This is a genomic window from Enterobacter cloacae complex sp. P15RS (genome assembly GCF_014895905.1).
Lineage (GTDB): Bacteria > Pseudomonadota > Gammaproteobacteria > Enterobacterales > Enterobacteriaceae > Enterobacter > Enterobacter quasihormaechei.
This window is the reverse complement of record NZ_JADBQL010000016.1, coordinates 259,374-276,207: the sequence shown is the minus strand read 5'-3', so window position 1 is coordinate 276,207 and position 16,834 is coordinate 259,374. Positions and strand designations below refer to the sequence as shown.

At 55.9% G+C, this 16,834-nt stretch carries 17 protein-coding genes and 1 tRNA gene; 10 read left to right on the top strand and 8 right to left on the bottom strand.

What is annotated here, in order from left to right:
• The first annotated feature begins 175 nt into the window (after nt 1-175).
• The 6 genes from IM267_RS11400 (at nt 176) to pdxK (ending at nt 5,848) form a co-directional block, all read left to right on the top strand.
• Nucleotides 176-1,189 carry a sulfate ABC transporter substrate-binding protein gene (locus tag IM267_RS11400; RefSeq protein ID WP_063450461.1) on the top strand — a complete coding sequence of 338 codons (1,014 nt, stop codon included), beginning with the start codon at nt 176-178 and terminating at the stop codon, nt 1,187-1,189.
• The gene (cysT, locus tag IM267_RS11395; protein WP_107533459.1) at nt 1,189-2,022 is read left to right on the top strand and encodes a sulfate/thiosulfate ABC transporter permease CysT; all 834 of its coding nucleotides are present in this window, start codon (nt 1,189-1,191) and stop codon (nt 2,020-2,022) included. Before IM267_RS11400 ends, cysT begins: the two co-directional genes overlap by 1 nt.
• Nucleotides 2,022-2,897, top strand: a complete 876-nt coding sequence (gene cysW / locus IM267_RS11390) for a sulfate/thiosulfate ABC transporter permease CysW (protein ID WP_193033422.1) — start codon at nt 2,022-2,024, stop codon at nt 2,895-2,897. Before cysT ends, cysW begins: the two co-directional genes overlap by 1 nt.
• Nucleotides 2,887-3,981: a sulfate/thiosulfate ABC transporter ATP-binding protein CysA gene (gene cysA, locus IM267_RS11385; protein ID WP_063868097.1), complete on the top strand. Its 1,095-nt coding sequence runs from the start codon at nt 2,887-2,889 to the stop codon at nt 3,979-3,981. The genes cysW and cysA overlap by 11 nt, the downstream gene beginning before the upstream one ends.
• Before the next feature lie 113 nt (nt 3,982-4,094).
• On the top strand, nt 4,095-5,006 hold the full coding sequence (gene cysM / locus IM267_RS11380) for a cysteine synthase CysM (RefSeq protein ID WP_193033421.1): 912 nt from the start codon (nt 4,095-4,097) through the stop codon (nt 5,004-5,006).
• 5 nt (nt 5,007-5,011) lie between these two features.
• Nucleotides 5,012-5,848: a pyridoxine/pyridoxal/pyridoxamine kinase gene (pdxK, locus tag IM267_RS11375; RefSeq protein ID WP_193033420.1), complete on the top strand. Its 837-nt coding sequence runs from the start codon at nt 5,012-5,014 to the stop codon at nt 5,846-5,848.
• Between the two features lie 44 nt (nt 5,849-5,892).
• Here pdxK and crr read toward each other — a convergent pair whose 3' ends face one another.
• The 5 genes from crr to cysZ form a co-directional block, all read right to left on the bottom strand.
• Nucleotides 5,893-6,396: a PTS glucose transporter subunit IIA gene (gene crr / locus IM267_RS11370; RefSeq protein ID WP_022648946.1), complete on the bottom strand. Its 504-nt coding sequence runs from the start codon at nt 6,394-6,396 to the stop codon at nt 5,893-5,895.
• Between the two features lie 43 nt (nt 6,397-6,439).
• Nucleotides 6,440-8,167, bottom strand: a complete 1,728-nt coding sequence (gene ptsI, locus IM267_RS11365; protein ID WP_006811455.1) for a phosphoenolpyruvate-protein phosphotransferase PtsI — start codon at nt 8,165-8,167, stop codon at nt 6,440-6,442.
• 45 nt (nt 8,168-8,212) lie between these two features.
• Nucleotides 8,213-8,470, bottom strand: coding sequence for a phosphocarrier protein Hpr (ptsH, locus tag IM267_RS11360; RefSeq protein WP_000487600.1), 258 nt, complete (start codon nt 8,468-8,470; stop codon nt 8,213-8,215).
• A 317-nt stretch (nt 8,471-8,787) separates the two neighbouring features.
• Complete coding sequence (gene cysK, locus IM267_RS11355) at nt 8,788-9,759, bottom strand: cysteine synthase A (protein WP_193033419.1); 972 nt, start codon at nt 9,757-9,759, stop codon at nt 8,788-8,790.
• Between the two features lie 163 nt (nt 9,760-9,922).
• Nucleotides 9,923-10,684, bottom strand: coding sequence for a sulfate transporter CysZ (gene cysZ, locus IM267_RS11350; RefSeq protein ID WP_193033418.1), 762 nt, complete (start codon nt 10,682-10,684; stop codon nt 9,923-9,925).
• A 229-nt stretch (nt 10,685-10,913) separates the two neighbouring features.
• Here cysZ and zipA point away from each other — a divergent pair, with 229 nt between their 5' ends.
• The 3 genes from zipA (at nt 10,914) to IM267_RS11335 (ending at nt 14,234) form a co-directional block, all read left to right on the top strand.
• Entirely contained in the window at nt 10,914-11,933 is a 1,020-nt protein-coding gene (gene zipA, locus IM267_RS11345; protein ID WP_193033417.1) for a cell division protein ZipA, read from the top strand.
• A 68-nt stretch (nt 11,934-12,001) separates the two neighbouring features.
• Nucleotides 12,002-14,017, top strand: coding sequence for an NAD-dependent DNA ligase LigA (ligA, locus tag IM267_RS11340; protein WP_107533453.1), 2,016 nt, complete (start codon nt 12,002-12,004; stop codon nt 14,015-14,017).
• 1 nt (nt 14,018) lies between these two features.
• Nucleotides 14,019-14,234, top strand: coding sequence for a putative quorum-sensing-regulated virulence factor (locus IM267_RS11335; RefSeq protein WP_193033416.1), 216 nt, complete (start codon nt 14,019-14,021; stop codon nt 14,232-14,234).
• On the opposite strand, the gene IM267_RS11330 is transcribed toward IM267_RS11335, so the two are convergent.
• Complete coding sequence (locus tag IM267_RS11330) at nt 14,231-15,226, bottom strand: bile acid:sodium symporter family protein (RefSeq protein WP_193033415.1); 996 nt, start codon at nt 15,224-15,226, stop codon at nt 14,231-14,233. The genes IM267_RS11335 and IM267_RS11330 overlap by 4 nt on opposite strands.
• Before the next feature lie 89 nt (nt 15,227-15,315).
• Here IM267_RS11330 and IM267_RS11325 point away from each other — a divergent pair, with 89 nt between their 5' ends.
• The gene (locus tag IM267_RS11325) at nt 15,316-16,257 is read left to right on the top strand and encodes a LysR family transcriptional regulator (RefSeq protein ID WP_193033414.1); all 942 of its coding nucleotides are present in this window, start codon (nt 15,316-15,318) and stop codon (nt 16,255-16,257) included.
• Here the strand turns inward: IM267_RS11325 and IM267_RS11320 are convergent.
• On the bottom strand, nt 16,248-16,589 hold the full coding sequence (locus IM267_RS11320; RefSeq protein ID WP_193033413.1) for a FlxA-like family protein: 342 nt from the start codon (nt 16,587-16,589) through the stop codon (nt 16,248-16,250). The two genes, IM267_RS11325 and IM267_RS11320, sit on opposite strands and share 10 nt — an antisense overlap.
• A gap of 137 nt (nt 16,590-16,726) precedes the next feature.
• Nucleotides 16,727-16,802: transfer RNA gene (locus tag IM267_RS11315), tRNA-Lys, on the bottom strand.
• Between the last annotated feature and the right edge of the window lie 32 nt (nt 16,803-16,834).

The following is a 16,834-nucleotide window of genomic DNA, read 5'->3' as shown; positions in this document are numbered from 1 at the left end:
ACGCACTCCACATATAGGCCGGGTAAGCGTTAGCGCCACCCGGCAATTTCTCCCGCACCCCTTATTCCCTTTTCTGCTTCCAAATCACCAAACGGTATATAAAACCGTTACTCCTTTAGACTCCGTTATAAATATTATGACTATAAGATAGTCATCACATTTATAAGGGCGCGCAATGGCCGTTACTGTACTGAAAAAAGGATCGCTGGCACTGGCAGGCTTACTGCTGGTGGCGCAGGCGCAGGCAACTGAGTTACTGAACAGTTCTTATGATGTTTCGCGCGAGCTGTTTGCCGCCCTTAATCCCGCCTTCGAACAGCAGTGGGCGAAAGAAAACAACGGCGACAAGCTGACCATCAAACAGTCTCACGCCGGCTCGTCCAAACAGGCGCTGGCCATTTTGCAGGGGCTGAAGGCGGATGTGGTGACCTATAACCAGGTGACGGACGTGCAGATCCTGCACGACAGAGGCAAGCTGATCCCGGCGGACTGGCAAAGCCGCCTGCCGAACAACAGCTCACCGTTCTACTCCACCATGGGCTTCCTGGTGCGCAAGGGCAACCCGAAAAACATTCACGACTGGAACGATCTGGTGCGTTCTGACGTAAAACTGATCTTCCCGAACCCGAAAACCTCCGGCAACGCGCGTTATACCTACCTGGCAGCGTGGGGCGCGGCGGACAAAGCTGACGGTAACGATAAAGCGAAAACCGAACAGTTTATGACCCAGTTCCTGAAAAACGTCGAGGTGTTTGATACCGGCGGCCGTGGCGCAACCACCACCTTCGCCGAGCGCGGGCTGGGCGACGTGCTGATCAGCTTCGAATCCGAAGTGAACAACATCCGCAAGCAGTATGAAGCGCAGGGGTTTGAGGTCATTATCCCGAAAACTAATATTCTGGCCGAGTTCCCGGTGGCGTGGGTGGATAAAAACGTTAAGGCTAACGGCACCGAAAAGGCCGCAAAAGCCTATCTCAACTATCTGTACAGCCCGCAGGCGCAGACGGTGATTACTGACTATTACTACCGCGTCAACAATCCGGACGTAATGAACAAGCTGAAGGATAAATTCCCGCAGACCGCGCTGTTTCGCGTGGAAGACCATTTCGGCGCCTGGCCTGAGGTGATGAAAACCCATTTTGCCAGCGGCGGTGAGTTAGACAAACTGCTGGCGGCGGGGCGTAAGTAATGTTTGCAGTCTCCTCCAGACGCGTGCTGCCGGGCTTTACCTTAAGCCTCGGGACCAGCCTGCTGTTCGTCTGTCTGATTTTGCTGTTGCCGCTCAGCGCGCTGGTGGTGCAGCTCTCTGAGATGAGCTGGTCCCAGTACTGGGAAGTGGTCACCAACCCGCAGGTGGTGGCGGCCTACAAGGTCACGCTGCTGTCGGCGTTCGTGGCCTCGATTTTCAACGGCGTGTTTGGCCTGCTGATGGCGTGGATCTTAACCCGCTATCGCTTCCCGGGCCGTACGCTGCTCGACGCGCTGATGGATCTGCCGTTTGCGCTGCCGACGGCGGTGGCCGGCTTGACGCTGGCGTCGCTGTTCTCCGTAAACGGCTTCTACGGCGAATGGCTGGCAAAGTTTGATATCAAAGTGACCTATACCTGGCTCGGTATCGCGGTGGCGATGGCCTTTACCAGCATCCCGTTTGTGGTGCGTACCGTGCAGCCTGTGCTGGAAGAGTTAGGCCCCGAATACGAAGAGGCCGCGGAAACGCTGGGGGCCACGCGCTGGCAGAGTTTCCGTAAGGTTGTGCTGCCGGAACTTTCTCCGGCCCTGCTGGCGGGTGTTGCGCTCTCGTTTACCCGCAGCCTCGGTGAATTTGGCGCGGTCATTTTTATCGCCGGGAACATCGCGTGGAAAACCGAAGTGACCTCGCTGATGATTTTTGTCCGTTTGCAGGAGTTTGATTATCCGGCCGCGAGCGCGATTGCCTCGGTGATCCTTGCCGCGTCGCTGCTGCTACTGTTCTCGATTAACACTCTGCAAAGTCGCTTTGGTCGACGTGTGGTAGGTCACTGATGGCGGAAGTTTCGCAATTGAAGCGCTATGACGCGCCCCGCATCAACTGGGGCAAATGGTTTCTGATTGGTACGGGCGTGCTGGTCTCTGCCTTCATTCTCGTTGTGCCGATGGTGTACATCTTCGTTCAGGCTTTCAGCAAAGGGATTATGCCCGCGCTGCAAAACCTGGCCGATCCGGACATGCTCAACGCCATCTGGCTGACGGTGATGATTGCCCTGATCACCGTTCCGGTGAATCTGGTGTTTGGCGTATTGCTGGCCTGGCTGGTGACCCGCTTTAACTTCCCGGGGCGTCAGCTGCTGCTGACCCTGCTGGATATCCCGTTTGCGGTGTCGCCGGTGGTGGCCGGTCTGGTCTATCTGCTGTTTTACGGCTCTAACGGCCCGCTGGGCGGCTGGCTGGATGAACATGACCTGCAAATTATGTTCGCCTGGCCGGGCATGGTGCTGGTGACGGTCTTTGTGACCTGTCCGTTCGTGGTGCGCGAGCTGGTGCCGGTGATGTTAAGCCAGGGCAGCCATGAGGATGAAGCGGCCGTGCTGCTGGGCGCCTCCGGCTGGCAGATGTTCCGCCGCGTGACGTTGCCGAATATCCGCTGGGCGCTGCTTTACGGCGTGGTGCTGACCAACGCCCGTGCGATTGGTGAGTTTGGCGCGGTGTCGGTGGTATCCGGCTCGATTCGCGGCGAAACCCTGTCGCTGCCGCTACAGATTGAATTACTGGAACAGGACTACAACACCGTCGGTTCCTTTACTGCCGCAGCGTTGCTGACGCTGATGGCGATTTTGACCCTGTTTTTAAAGAGTGTGGTGCAGTGGCGTTTAGAGAATCAGGAAAAACGTCAGCATCAGGAGGGAAATCATGAGCATTGAGATTGCCAATATTAAGAAGTCTTTTGGTCGCACCCAGGTGCTGAATGATATCTCGCTGGATATCCCTTCCGGACAAATGGTGGCGCTGCTGGGGCCGTCTGGCTCCGGTAAAACCACGCTGCTGCGTATTATCGCCGGGCTTGAACATCAGACCAGCGGACATATCCGCTTCCACGGTACGGACGTTAGCCGCCTGCACGCCCGCGACCGTAAGGTGGGCTTTGTGTTCCAGCATTACGCTCTGTTCCGCCACATGACGGTATTCGACAACATCGCGTTTGGCCTGACCGTACTGCCGCGTCGTGAGCGTCCGAATGCGGCCACCATCAAAGCGAAAGTGACCAAACTGCTGGAGATGGTGCAGCTGGCTCACCTGGCGGACCGTTTCCCGGCCCAGCTTTCAGGTGGACAGAAGCAGCGCGTGGCGCTGGCGCGCGCGTTGGCCGTTGAGCCGCAAATCTTGCTGCTGGATGAACCGTTCGGCGCGCTGGATGCGCAGGTGCGAAAAGAGCTGCGCCGCTGGCTGCGTCAGCTGCATGAAGAACTCCAGTTCACCAGCGTTTTCGTGACCCACGATCAGGAAGAGGCGATGGAAGTGGCCGACCGCGTGGTGGTGATGAGTCAGGGCAACATTGAGCAGGTTGACGAGCCAGAGCAGCTCTGGCGTGAACCGGCGACCCGCTTCGTGCTGGAGTTTATGGGCGAGGTGAACCGTCTTCAGGGCACCATACGCGGCGGTCAGTTCCACGTTGGCGCGCACCGCTGGCCGCTGGGCTACACCCCGGCGCATCAGGGGCCGGTCGATCTGTTCCTGCGTCCGTGGGAAGTGGACGTCAGCCGCCGTACCAGCCTGGATTCACCGCTCCCGGTGCAGGTGCTGGAAGCGAGCCCTAAAGGTCACTACACCCAGTTGGTCGTTCAGCCGCTGGGCTGGTATACCGAGCCGCTGACCGTGGTTATGCGTGACGACGAGCCGCCACACCGGGGGGAACGCCTGTTTGTGGGGCTGCAACACGCGCGCATTTATCACGGCAACGAGCGCATCGAGACGCGCGAGGATATTGCTCTGGCGGAGTCAGCCTGATAGGTTAGGATTACGTAGTTTTGCCGGGTGGCGCTGCGCTTACCCGGCCTACAATATGACGTCTGTAGGCCCGGATCGCTGCGCGCCACCGGGCTTTTTATTGGACAGCGATCATGAATACATTAGAAAACACCATCGGCAACACCCCTCTGGTTAAACTTCAGCGCATGGTGCCAGACAACGGCAGCGAAATCTGGGTCAAACTCGAAGGCAATAACCCGGCAGGCTCGGTAAAAGACCGGGCGGCGCTGTCGATGATTGTCCAGGCCGAAAAGCGCGGCGAGATAAAGCCCGGCGACGTGTTAATTGAAGCCACCAGCGGTAATACCGGTATCGCACTGGCGATGATTGCCGCGCTGAAGGGCTATCGCATGAAGCTGCTGATGCCGGACAACATGAGCCAGGAGCGCCGGGCCGCCATGCGCGCCTACGGGGCCGAGCTGATTCTGGTGAGCAAAGAGCAGGGGATGGAAGGGGCGCGCGACCTGGCGCTGGCGATGGCCGGGCGCGGGGAAGGCAAGCTGCTCGACCAGTTCAATAACCCGGACAACCCGTACGCGCACTACACCACCACCGGCCCGGAAATCTGGCAGCAAACCGACGGGCGTATCACCCACTTTGTCTCCAGCATGGGCACCACGGGCACGATCACCGGTGTGTCACGCTTTCTGCGCGAGCAGGCAAGCCCGGTGACGATTGTCGGCCTGCAACCGGAAGAGGGAAGCAGTATTCCGGGCATTCGCCGCTGGCCCGCGGAGTATATGCCGGGCATCTTTAATGCGCAGCTTGTGGACCAGGTGCTGGATATTCATCAGCGCGAGGCGGAAAATACCATGCGTGAGCTGGCCGTGCGTGAAGGCATCTTCTGCGGCGTCAGCTCTGGCGGTGCCGTAGCGGGTGCGATCCGGGTGGCCAAGTCCACGCCGGGAGCGGTGGTGGTTGCGATTATTTGCGATCGCGGCGATCGTTACCTGTCTACCGGCGTCTTTGGTGAAGAGAGTTATTCGCAGGGGGCGGGGATCTAAGCGTCATGGAGATGATTTTATTCCGGGATAATACCCGGGCGCAGCAAACCGATATTGTCGCCGTACAGTCGCAGGTGGTGTACGGCAGCGTAGGCAACAGCATCGCGGTGCCGAATATTCGCACCCACCGGCTGAACGTTACCGCCGTGCCAACGGTGCTGTTCAGCAATACGCCGCACTACGATACCTTCTACGGCGGTGTCATCCCGGATGAGTGGTTTAGCGGCTACCTTAAGGCGCTGGAAGAGCGCGAGATCCTGCGCGAGCTAAAAGCGGTCACGACCGGCTATATGGGCAGCGCCAGCCAGATCGTGCTGTTGGCGCAGTGGCTAAAGGCGATAAAGGTACAGCATCCCGATCTGCTGGTGCTGGTTGACCCGGTAATCGGGGACGTCGACAGCGGGATATACGTGAAACCTGAAATTCCTGAAGCCTACCGTGAGCACCTGCTGCCGCTGGCCCAGGGCATTACGCCCAACGTGTTTGAGCTGGAAGTGTTGAGCGGTAAAACGTGCCGTACGCCAGAGAGCGCCATCGCCGCCGCGCAGGGGCTGCTCTCTGACACGCTGAAGTGGGTAGCCATTACCAGCGCGCCAGTGGCTGACGATCCGCAGAATATCCACGTGGTGCTGGTCAGCGAAGAGGGCGTTACCGTAAGCGCGCACCCGCGCGTAGAGACGGACCTGAAAGGGACGGGCGATCTGTTTTGTTCGGAGCTGGTGAGCGGTATCGTCGGGGGGAAAACCGTGGCTGACGCCATTCGCATGGCGGGTGACAGAGTGACTGACGTGATGATCTACACGCAGTCGAAAGGCTACGACGAGCTTATTCTGCCTGCATAAACAAAAATGGCGCCCGAAGGCGCCATTTTACCGTGCGGCAAGAATCACTTCTTGATGCGGATAACCGGGGTTTCACCCACGGTAACGCTGCCAGACAGTTTGATCAGCTCTTTGATTTCGTCCATGTTGGAGATAACAACCGGAGTCAGGGTAGACTTCGCTTTTTCTTCCAGCAGTGGCAGATCAAATTCAATCACCGGGTCGCCAACTTTCACACGCTGGCCTTCTTCCGCGATACGTTTGAAGCCTTCGCCTTTCAGTTCAACGGTGTCGATACCGAAGTGAACGAACAGTTCGATACCGCTATCAGATTCGATAGAGAACGCATGGTTGGTTTCAAAAATCTTACCAATGGTACCGTCAACTGGAGCAACCATTTTGTTGCCAGTTGGTTTGATAGCAATGCCATCACCAACGATTTTCTCAGCAAACACTACATCCGGCACGTCTTCGATGTTGACGATCTCGCCGGAGAGCGGAGCAACAATCTCAATAGTTCCGGAGTCGCTATTGCTTTTGTCACCGAACAGTTTACTAAATAAACCCATTAGACTTATCTCCTAAGCAGTAATTTGGGCCGCATCTCGTGGATTAGCAGATTGTTTTTTCTTCAATGAACTTGTTAACCAGCGTCATTAACTCGTCCGTTGTCGGTTGAGCAAGAGCCTGCTCTGCTAATACCTTCGCATCTTCGAAGTTCGTGTTACGGATAATCTTCTTGATGCGCGGGATGGAAATGGCGCTCATAGAGAATTCGTCCAGACCCATACCCAGCAACAGAAGTGTAGCACGTTCGTCGCCTGCAAGCTCACCACACATGCCAGTCCATTTACCTTCTGCATGAGAAGCATCAATAACTTGCTTGATCAAATTCAGTACAGACGGCGACATTGGCTGGTAGAGATGTGAAATCATATCATTACCACGGTCAACTGCCAGGGTGTACTGCGTTAAATCATTGGTACCGATACTAAAGAAATCAACTTCTTTGGCTAAATGACGCGCAATGGTCGCGGCTGCCGGTGTTTCCACCATCACGCCAATCTCGATTGACTCGTCAAACGCTTTACCTTCGTCACGCAGTTCCTGCTTGTAGATTTCGATCTCTTTCTTCAGTGCACGCACTTCTTCAACAGAGATGATCATCGGGAACATGATGCGCAGTTTACCGAAAGCGGAAGCACGCAGGATAGCGCGAACCTGGTCACGCAGGATCTCTTTGCGATCCATGGCGATACGCACGGCACGCCAGCCCAGGAACGGGTTCTCTTCTTTCGGGAAGTTCATGTACGGCAGCTCTTTGTCGCCGCCGATGTCCATGGTGCGAACGATTACGGCCTGTGAGCCACACGCTTCGGCAACCGCTTTGTACGCGGCAAACTGCTCTTCTTCAGTTGGCAGTGCGTCGCGGTCCATGAACAGGAATTCAGTACGATACAGACCTACACCTTCCGCACCGTTGCGCTCAGCGCCGTCAACGTCGCGTACGGTACCGATGTTAGCGCACACTTCAACCTGATGGCCGTCCAGCGTGATGGCCGGCAGGTCTTTCAGTTTAGCGAGTTCCGCTTTCTCGGTAGCAACCTGCTCCTGAACGGAACGCAGCTGCTCGATCACATCGTTAGTTGGGTTGACGTAAACCACGTTGTTTACGGCGTCCAGAATCAGATAGTCGTCGTTTTTCACCTGCGAGGTGACGCTACCGGTACCCACGATAGCTGGCAGTTCCAGAGAACGCGCCATGATTGAGGTGTGGGAAGTACGGCCACCTGCATCGGTAATGAAACCCAGCACCTTGTTCAGGTTCAGCTGTGCGGTTTCAGACGGGGTCAGGTCAGCGGCAACCAGGATCACTTCGTCCTGAATCGCGCTCAGATCGATGATGGCCAGACCCAGGATGTTGCGCAGCAGGCGCTTACCGATGTCACGTACGTCAGCCGCACGCTCTTTCAGGTATTCATCGTCCAGCTCTTCCAGGGCAGAAGCCTGACCTTCGATAACTTCATGCGCAGCCGCGTCGGCCGTCATGCCTTTATCTTTAATCAGGGCTATGATTTCCTGCTCCAGCTCCTCATCTTCGAGCAGCATAATGTGCCCTTCGAAGATGGCTTCTTTTTCTTCACCGAAAGTTTCACCAGCTTTAGTTTTAATCGCTTCCAGTTGCGCAGATGCCTTGGCACGACCGCTCAGAAAACGTTCAACTTCCTGATCAACCTTGTCGGCAGAAATTTTTTTCCGGTCAATGACGATTTCGTCTTCTTTCAGCAGCAGTGCTTTGCCGAAAGCGATACCCGGGGATGCTAAAATGCCTGAAATCATAACCCTACCTTACTTGTGACTGATATTGAAAAGAACCCGGTAAACTTACTCGAGTTCAGCCATCAGCTTAACCAGATGCTCAACTGCTTTCTGCTCGTCTTCACCTTCAGCAGAAATGGTAACAACGGTACCCTGAGTCAGGCCCAGAGTTTGCAGTTTGAACAGGCTTTTTGCGCTAGCGCTTTTGCCGTTGGAAGTCACAGTGATTTCAGAAGTGAAGCCTTTCGCTTCTTTAACAAACTGAGCAGCAGGGCGGGTGTGCAGACCGTTCGGAGCGGTAATGGTAACTTCTTGCTGGAACATTGTATTTCCCCAACTTATAGGTTTAGTGTTGTGGAACTAAAGTCTAGCCTGGCGACTTAACTTTAGCCTGTATTGTTAGCGCTGACGTTTCAATCGTCATTAAACATTATGCAGTGAAAGCAAGACTTGAACCAAATCATAAAATCGATTCAGCAGCGCTATTTCGTTCACTGATTAATTTCGCGCATCAAAATAATTGCTGGTTTAAATACCAGACCCAACGGGGTGAAGCAATGCCAGGAGGGGTAAAAGTTTGAAGCAGGCCACAAAAAAGCACCTGAAAAGGTGCTTTTTTACGCGTTTTTAACATACTGGCATCACTGTTGCAGTTCTTTCTCCGTGAAGAGATCGGCAAACAGTGCGGTGCTCAAGTAACGCTCACCCGAAGAAGGCAGGATAACCACAATATTCTTATTGGTAAAGGTTTCATCTTCCAGAAGTTTGAGGGCAGCCGCAACCGCCGCACCGGAAGAGATACCCGCCAGAATGCCTTCCTCGTCCATCAGGCGACGCGCCGTGGAGATGGCTTCTTCATTGGTAATGGCAACCACTTTATCGATCAGCTTCAGATCCAGGTTGCCCGGAATAAAGCCTGCGCCGATGCCCTGAATTTTGTGTGGGCCTGGCTTAATCTCTTCTCCCGCCAGCGCCTGAGCGATAACCGGTGAGTCGGTTGGCTCAACGGCAGCGGTAATGAGATCTTTTTTACCTTTCGTGCCTTTAATATAGCGAGACACGCCGGTCAGCGTACCGCCGGTACCTACGCCGGAGATAAAGACATCAACCTGGCCGTCGGTATCTTCCCAGATTTCCGGACCGGTGGTTTTCTCATGAATTTCCGGGTTGGCCGGATTGCTGAACTGCTGAAGCAGCAGATATTTTGCCGGATCGCTGGCGACGATTTCTTCCGCTTTCTGAATCGCACCCTTCATGCCTTTCGCGCCTTCGGTCAGGACCAGATTCGCACCCAGCGCTTTCAGCAGCTTGCGACGCTCAATGCTCATGGTTTCAGGCATGGTCAGCGTCAGCTTATAGCCGCGCGCCGCCGCAACGTAGGCCAGGGCAATACCGGTGTTACCGCTGGTCGGTTCCACCAGCTCAACGCCGGGCTTCAACACGCCACGTTTTTCAGCATCCCAAATCATATTTGCACCGATACGGCATTTCACGCTGAAGCTTGGGTTACGAGATTCGACCTTCGCCAGAATGCGTCCATTACCGATACGGTTCAGTCGAACCAGGGGCGTATGACCGATAGTCAGCGAGTTGTCTTCATAAATCTTACTCATGGCCTGTCCTTAACTGTATGAAATTGGGATACCGACCCAGCATACCTGTTGAATAAGTATGGGGAAGTAAGGAAATCGCATATCTATATGCTGCAAGGAAATAATGGGGATCAGTATGGAATAAGGGGCGGCATAAGCCACCCCTCTTTTACACATTTTTGCATTATTTCCATAACGCGTGCTTAGCACGGTAGCAGTCCACCCACATCGCCGTCGCGCCGCAAACGGCAACGGGCATGATGAACAGATTCAGGAATGGAATCATGGTGAACAGGCTGGTGAGCGCGCCGAACTGCATATTGGCAACCTTCTGAGTGCGCAGGGCGGTGCGCATCTCTTTAAACGGCACCTTGTGGTTATCGAACGGGTAGTCGCAGTACTGGATGGCGAGCATCCAGGCGCTGAACAAGAACCACAGCACGGGTGCCACCGTCTGGCCGATACCAGGGATGAAATAAAGGATAAGCAACACAATCGCGCGCGGCAGGTACCAGGCAAATTTCTGCCATTCGCGCTTCATGATGCGCGGGATATCCTTCATGATCCCCAGTACGCCCGTGTCAGGCGGGGTCGCTCCGGTCAGGCGCGCTTCCAGCTGTTCGGCCAGCAGACCGTTGAACGGCGCGGCTATCCAGTTTGCTATCGTCGAAAAGAAATAGCCGAAAACCAGCAACACGGAAATGACCGCTAGTGGCCAGAGCAGGTAGTCAAGCCACTGTAACCAGTCCGGCACATAGCTCATCAGGGAAGGGATCCAGCTTTCCAGCCTGGTAAACAGCCACCAGAACGCGCCCCCCATCAGAAGAATGTTGATCAGCAGCGGCAAAATAACGAAGCGTCGAATGCCCGGCAGGGAGACCAGTTTCCAGCCCTGTGAAAAATACCAGACCCCGCTACGTGGGGCAGAAGAAGATGTTGAAACCATACCAGGCTGTACTCCTTTTTACACAACCAGTGGAATTGCCCGCCTATATTATCCAGTTACGGGCCAATGACCAGTTCGGAAATGTTCGAAAAACCAGCAAAAAGCACGATTTAGTTCATCTTTATGCTGTGAATGCTCTGCATACACTTGCACTTGACGTAAACGGCAAATACTCTTAGTGAGTAAATGTTTGCCGTGGTGGCAAGGTGTTAGAACAACAGAGAATATAATGATGCAGGATTTGCGTCTGATATTAATCATTGTTGGCGCGATCGCCATAATCGCTTTACTGGTACATGGTTTCTGGACCAGCCGTAAAGAGCGTTCCTCTATGTTTCGCGATCGTCCACTGAAGCGCATGAAGTCCAGTCGTGACGACGATGACGTTGAAGACGACGTCGACGGCCTTGACGATGACGGCGTGGGTGAAGTCCGTGTTCATCGGGTCAATACTGCGCCCGGCGCAGCGCATGGAGAGCATGAAGCTCCCCGCGCTCCGCAGCACCAGTATCAACCACCGTATGCCTCTGCCCAGCCGCGCCAGCCAGCGCCGCCGCCAGTGGAAGAACCTGTGCGTCATCCGCCGCAGCAGCCTGTGCAACCGCAGCCCGTTGCGCCACAGCCTGTACAGCCGCAACCTGTGCATCAGCCTGCTCAGCCAGTGCAACAGCCGCAGCCGGCTCAGCAGCCACTGCCGGTACAGCAGCCGCAGCCAGTGCAGCAACCGCAGCCGCAGCCTGAACCCGTACCGCCTGCGGCACAGCCCGCTCCGCGCGTTGAGCCAGAGCCGGTAGCAGCGCCAGAACCGGTTGTTGAAAAGCCGCAGCGTAAAGAAGCAGTGATCATCATGAACGTGGCTGCCCATCACGGCACCCATCTGAACGGTGACGTGCTGCTTAACAGCATCCAGCAGGCAGGCTTCAAGTTCGGCGACATGAATATTTTCCATCGCCACCTGAGTCCTGACGGCAGCGGCCCGGCACTGTTTAGCCTGGCCAATATGGTGAATCCAGGCACGTTTGACCCGGAAATGACCGGTGATTTCGTCACGCCAGGAGTAACGATCTTTATGCAGGTGCCGTCCTACGGTGACGAACTGCAAAACTTTAAGCTGATGCTACAGTCCGCTCAGCACATCGCCGACGAAGTGGGCGGTGTGGTGCTCGACGATCAGCGTCGAATGATGACGCCGCAGAAACTGCGCGAATATCAGGACCGCATCCGCGAAGTTAAGGAAGCGAACGCGTAATCGTCGCGTTAACGTCAACCCCTCCTCAACCCCCGCTTGTCGGGGGTTTTTCTCATTGATGGTGCGATATGGACTCAATCGAACAACAACTTACTGAACTGCGAACCACGCTTCGCCATCATGAATATCTCTATCATGTTATGGATGCACCGGAAGTGCCGGATGCGGAATATGACCGCCTGATGCGTGAACTGCGCGAACTGGAAGCGCAGCACCCGGAGCTGATCACGCCAGACTCCCCGACGCAGCGCGTCGGCGCCGAGCCGCTGGGCGCTTTCAGCCAGGTGCGTCACGAAGTGCCGATGCTGTCGCTGGATAACGTTTTTGATGAAGAGAGTTTTCTGGCTTTCAACAAGCGCGTACAGGATCGCCTGAAGAGTGTCGACAATCTGAGCTGGTGCTGCGAGCTGAAGCTGGACGGTCTGGCCGTCAGCATTCTTTATGAGAACGGCGTGATGGTGCGTGCCGCAACGCGCGGCGATGGCACCACCGGAGAAGACATCACCACCAACGTACGCACCATACGTGCGATCCCGCTGAAGCTGCGTGGCGAGAACATTCCAGCCCGGCTGGAAGTGCGCGGGGAGGTGTTTCTTCCGCAGGCGGGCTTTGAAAAGATCAATGAAGAAGCGCGTCGTACCGGGGGAAAAGTGTTTGCTAACCCCCGTAACGCGGCGGCAGGTTCTCTGCGTCAGCTCGATCCGCGCATTACCGCGAAGCGACCGCTTACTTTCTTCTGCTACGGCGTCGGGATCCTGGAGGGCGGCGAGCTGCCAGATACCCATCTCGGGCGCTTATTGCAGTTCAAAGAGTGGGGGTTACCGGTAAGCAACCGCGTGCAGCTCTGCGACTCTCCGGAGGCGGTGCTGGCGTTCTACCGTAAGGTTGAAGAGGATCGCCCCACTCTCGGGTTTGATATTGATGGCGTGGTGATCAAGGTTAACTCCCTGGCGTTGCAGGAACAGTTAGGGTTTGTGGCCCGTGCGCCGCGCTGGGCGGTGGCCTTTAAGTTCCCGGCGCAGGAGCAGATGACCTTCGTTCGCGACGTGGAGTTTCAGGTAGGGCGTACGGGGGCGATTACGCCGGTAGCGCGTCTGGAGCCTGTACAGGTGGCCGGCGTGCTGGTGAGCAACGCCACGCTGCATAACGCCGATGAAATTGCCCGCCTGGGCCTGCGCATCGGTGACAAAGTGGTGATTCGACGCGCGGGCGACGTGATCCCGCAGGTGGTCAACGTTGTGGAGTCAGAGCGTCCTGCCGACACCCGTGCCATTGAGTTTCCGGCCCACTGTCCGGTATGCGGTTCTGACGTAGAGCGCGTGGAAGGTGAAGCGGTAACGCGCTGTACGGGCGGGTTAATCTGCGGCGCGCAGCGTAAAGAGTCCCTGAAGCACTTCGTCTCACGCCGGGCGATGGACGTGGACGGAATGGGTGACAAGATCATCGACCAGTTAGTTGAGAAAGAGTATGTCCATACGCCAGCGGACCTCTTTACGCTGACGGCAGGCAAGCTGACCGGCCTCGATCGTATGGGACCGAAATCCGCCCAGAACGTCGTCAACGCGCTTGAGGCAGCCAAAAACACCACCTTTGCCCGATTCCTCTACGCGCTCGGCATTCGTGAAGTCGGGGAGGCGACGGCGGCGGGGCTGGCGGCGTATTTCGGCACGCTGGAGGCGCTGGAGAAAGCCAGCATCGACGAGCTACAGAAAGTCCCGGATGTCGGCATCGTGGTCGCCACCCACGTCTTTAACTTCTTCGCCGAAGAGAGCAACCGTGAGGTGATCGGTAAATTACTGGAGCAGGGGATTCACTGGCCTGCGCCGGTGGTGGTGAATGCCGATGAAATCGACAGCCCGTTTGCCGGTAAAACGGTGGTGCTGACCGGTAGCCTGAGTCAGCTTTCGCGCGATGACGCGAAGGCCCGCCTGGTGGCGCTGGGGGCGAAAGTGGCGGGCAGCGTGTCGAAGAAAACCGATCTGGTGATTGCCGGGGAAGCGGCCGGCTCGAAGCTGGCCAAAGCGCAGGAGCTCGGCATCGAGGTAATCGACGAAGACGAAATGATGCGCCTGTTAGGGGAATAACGTGGAAAAAGAGCAGCTCGTTGAGATCGCCAATACGGAGATGCCGTTCGGTAAATATAAGGGCCGCAGGCTGATTGATTTACCGGAAGAGTATCTGCTGTGGTTTGCCCGTAAGGATGAGTTCCCCGGCGGGCGTCTGGGCGAGCTGATGGCTATCACGTTAGTGATCAAAACTGAGGGGCTGACCCAGCTGGTTCAGCCCCTGAAGCGTCCTTAAGCTTTCGCGGCGCGGGTCTCTTCCTGCGCCAGCTTTTCCGTCTGCACCTTGTAGCGCCGCGCCAGTACCGCACACACCATCAGCTGGATCTGATGGAAAATCATCAGCGGCAGCACCATCATCCCAATGACCGACGTCGGGAACAGGATATTGGCCATCGGGATCCCGTTAGCCAGGCTCTTTTTCGACCCGCAGAAAACGATGGTGATTTCATCGGCCTTATTGAAGCCGCACCTGCGGGCCACAAAGACGTTTACCGCGATGACAATGGCCAGCAGAACAATGCTCACCACCACAATAAACAGCAGCGATCCGGCGCCCACCTTGTGCCAGATGCCGTTCACAACGGCTTCGCTAAAGGCCGTGTAAACCACCAGCAGAATGGAGCTTTGATCCGTTTTGCCGATCCATTTTTTGTGTTTCGCCACAAACTCCCCAATCCAGGGGCGGGATAAGTGTCCGAGCACAAACGGCAGCAGCAGTTGCAGACAAATTTTACCCACCTGTTCCAGGTTGCCCTCCGCACCGTGCATGTTCATCAGCAGACCGACCAGCAGCGGTGAAACGAAGATCCCCAGCAGGCTGGAAGCGGAAGCAGAGCAAACCGCCGCCGCGACGTTGCCGCCCGCCAGCGAGGTAAAAGCAATAGCGGACTGCACCGTGGCCGGCAAAATGCACAGATAGAGGAAGCCGGAATACAGTGCGGGGTCGACATTCACCGGCGCCCACCAGGCAAACAGCACGCCCAGTACCGGGAAGAGGATAAAGGTGCTGCACATTACCCAGAGGTGCAGCCGCCAGTGGCTACCGCCTGCAATAATGGCTTCCCGGGAAAGTTTGGCACCATGCATAAAGAACAGCAGGGCAATGGCTGCCGTGGTCACGCCTTCAATAATGGGCACAAAACTGCCTCGCGCCGGGAAAAACGAGGCCAGCAAGACGACACCAATCAGGGTCAGCGTGAACGGATCAAGGATACGAAAAAGTTTCATAATCACTCCTGAAAACAGATGTCGCTATTGTGCTTTCTTCCCTTTGAGAAATAAAATTGATTTATTGCATCCATTCATGAATTAAACAGATGAATTATTCGTTACGTCAGCTTCGCGTTTTCGTCACCGTCGCGCAGGCTCGCAGCTTTAGCCGGGCAGGGGAGATGATTGGCCTCAGCCAGTCGGCGGTGAGCCATAGCGTTAAGGAGCTTGAAACGCAAACGGGGGTGAAGTTGCTTGACCGTACGACGCGAGAAGTGGTGCTCACCGAAGCGGGGCAGCAGCTGGCAACGCGTCTGGAGAGGCTGCTGGATGAACTGAACAGTACGCTGCGGGATGTCGGGCGGCTCGGGCAACAGCTTTCCGGCACCGTGAGAGTTGCGGCGAGCCAGACGATTTCGGCGCATCTTATTCCTCAGTGCATTGCGGAAAGTAATCACCGCTATCCGGATATCGATTTTGTTTTGCACGACAGGCCGCAGCAGTGGGTGCTGGAGAGTATTCGTCAGGGAGACGTGGATTTCGGGATTGTCATTGACCCCGGTGCGGTAAGCGACCTGGAATGTGAAGTGGTGCTCTCGGAGCCTTTTTTATTGCTCTGCCGCGATGATGACCCCCTGGCATCGCTGCCGCAGGTGACCTGGCAAGCCTTGCAGGGGGCAAACCTGGTGCTACAGGATTATGCCTCTGGCAGCCGTCCGCTGATAGATGCCGCACTGGCCGCGCAGGGCGTTAAGGCAACCATTGTGCAGGAAATTGGGCATCCTGCCACGCTGTTCCCCATGGTCGAAGCGGGGATTGGCATCAGCGTTCTGCCGGCGCTGGCGCTGCCACTGCCGCAGGGGAGTCGTTTAACGGTGAAGCGTTTCTTGCCCTGTATTGAACGCCAGCTGATGCTGGTACGCCGTAAAAACAGGTCTCTTTCTGGAGCGGCGCACGCCTGCTGGGATGTGGTGCGCATGCAGGCCGGGCGTTTGATGGAGGCCCGCACGCGCGATCCGCTCTTTAACGAAAACAGCGATCAGATGTAGATATCAACCTTATGGTCTGCGGAGGGCTTATTGATGCCTTCCGCCACGGCCTGACCGTTTTCCTGTTTTGGCATTGCCTCTTCTGCCTGCTGACGCAGCAATTGCGCCAGCTGTGCCTGCAACATAGCCAGCTGAGATTCGAGTAATTCCTGCTGCTTTTGCTTCTCTTCTGCCGTGGCATCACCCATGGCGACTTCTTTGAGTTGCTGCGTGACTTTCGTTATCTGTTTGGTCAGACGAGAAATCCGGGAAGCAATGTCGTTTCCGCCGGAGCTGTTGTCTACGCTGCCGATGTCCATCGCCGACAGAGAAACGGGCTTAAGAGTTGTCATATTGAGATCCTTTTCGCCATAAAATAGAGGTATCGGCAAAGAAGGCGTGAGCTTGAGTAAAACAAGCGGTCTGGCTGCAATGGGGATGTGCTATATCGCAGAAAGCAAAAAAGCGCCTTTAGGGCGCTTTTTTACATTGGTGGGTCGTGCAGGATTCGAACCTGCGACCAATTGATTAAAAGTCAACTGCTCTACCAACTGAGCTAACGACCCGAAATGGTGGGCGATGACGGGCTCGAACCGCC